The organism is Neisseria sp. P0009.S007 (genome assembly GCF_051962515.1).
Map to the genome: position 1 here is coordinate 1 of NZ_JBQCVF010000648.1, position 911 is coordinate 911.

General features: G+C 55.3%; 1 protein-coding gene. It reads right to left on the bottom strand.

The window, feature by feature from the left end:
• A partial coding sequence (locus tag ACTHS3_RS15420; RefSeq protein ID WP_440368427.1) for an L-serine ammonia-lyase occupies positions 1-911 on the bottom strand: 911 nt, incomplete at both ends.

Genomic DNA, 911 nt, shown 5'->3' on the forward strand with positions numbered 1-911 from the left:
GCTTTTTCGGCGGCGATGCCGTTGCGCTCGATACAGGGGATTTGCACCAAGCCGCCGACAGGGTCGCAAGTCAGGCCTAAGTGGTGTTCCATGGCCATTTCGGCGGCATTTTCCACTTGTTTCGGTGTACCGCCGATAACTTCGGCGTATGCACCCGCCGCCATGGAACATGCCACGCCGACTTCGCCTTGACAGCCGACGTCCGCACCGGAAATCGACGCATTGGTTTTATACAAAATACCGATGGCACCGGCAGTCAGCAGGAAGTCCTCAACACGCGATTGGTTAGCGTGCGGATTAAATTTGCGGAAATAGTGCAAGACGGCAGGAATAATGCCTGCCGCTCCGTTGGTGGGTGCGGTTACGACACGGCCGCCGGCGGCGTTTTCTTCATTGACCGCCATGGCGTACACCATCGGCCAAAGTTGGGTATTGACGATTTCGCTTTCGCGCAGGACTTTGAGTTTGGCTGCCAACTGCGGCGCACGGCGGCGAACGTTCAAGCCGCCGGGCAACTGTCCTTCCGCACCCAAGCCGCGCTTGATGCAGTTTTCCATCACATCGGCCACGGCGGCCACTCGGCGGCGCACTTCCGCCTCATCACAACCTGCCAACGCCGCTTCATTGGCCAACACGACTTCGGAAATATTTAACTGGTTCAGACGGCATTGTGCCAGCAACTCGTCGCAGTTTTTGTAAGGATATGGCACGTCTGAATTTTCTTGCGCTTCTTGTGCAAACCCTTCGTCTGTTACGATAAAACCGCCGCCGACTGAATAATAGATCTGCTCTTTCAGCTTCTGGCCGTCTGAATGGTAGGCGATAAAGTTCAAACCGTTCGGATGTTTGGGCAACACTTTGTCGCCGCGGATATCCAAATCTTTTTCAGGATTGAAGGCCATTTCACGGCC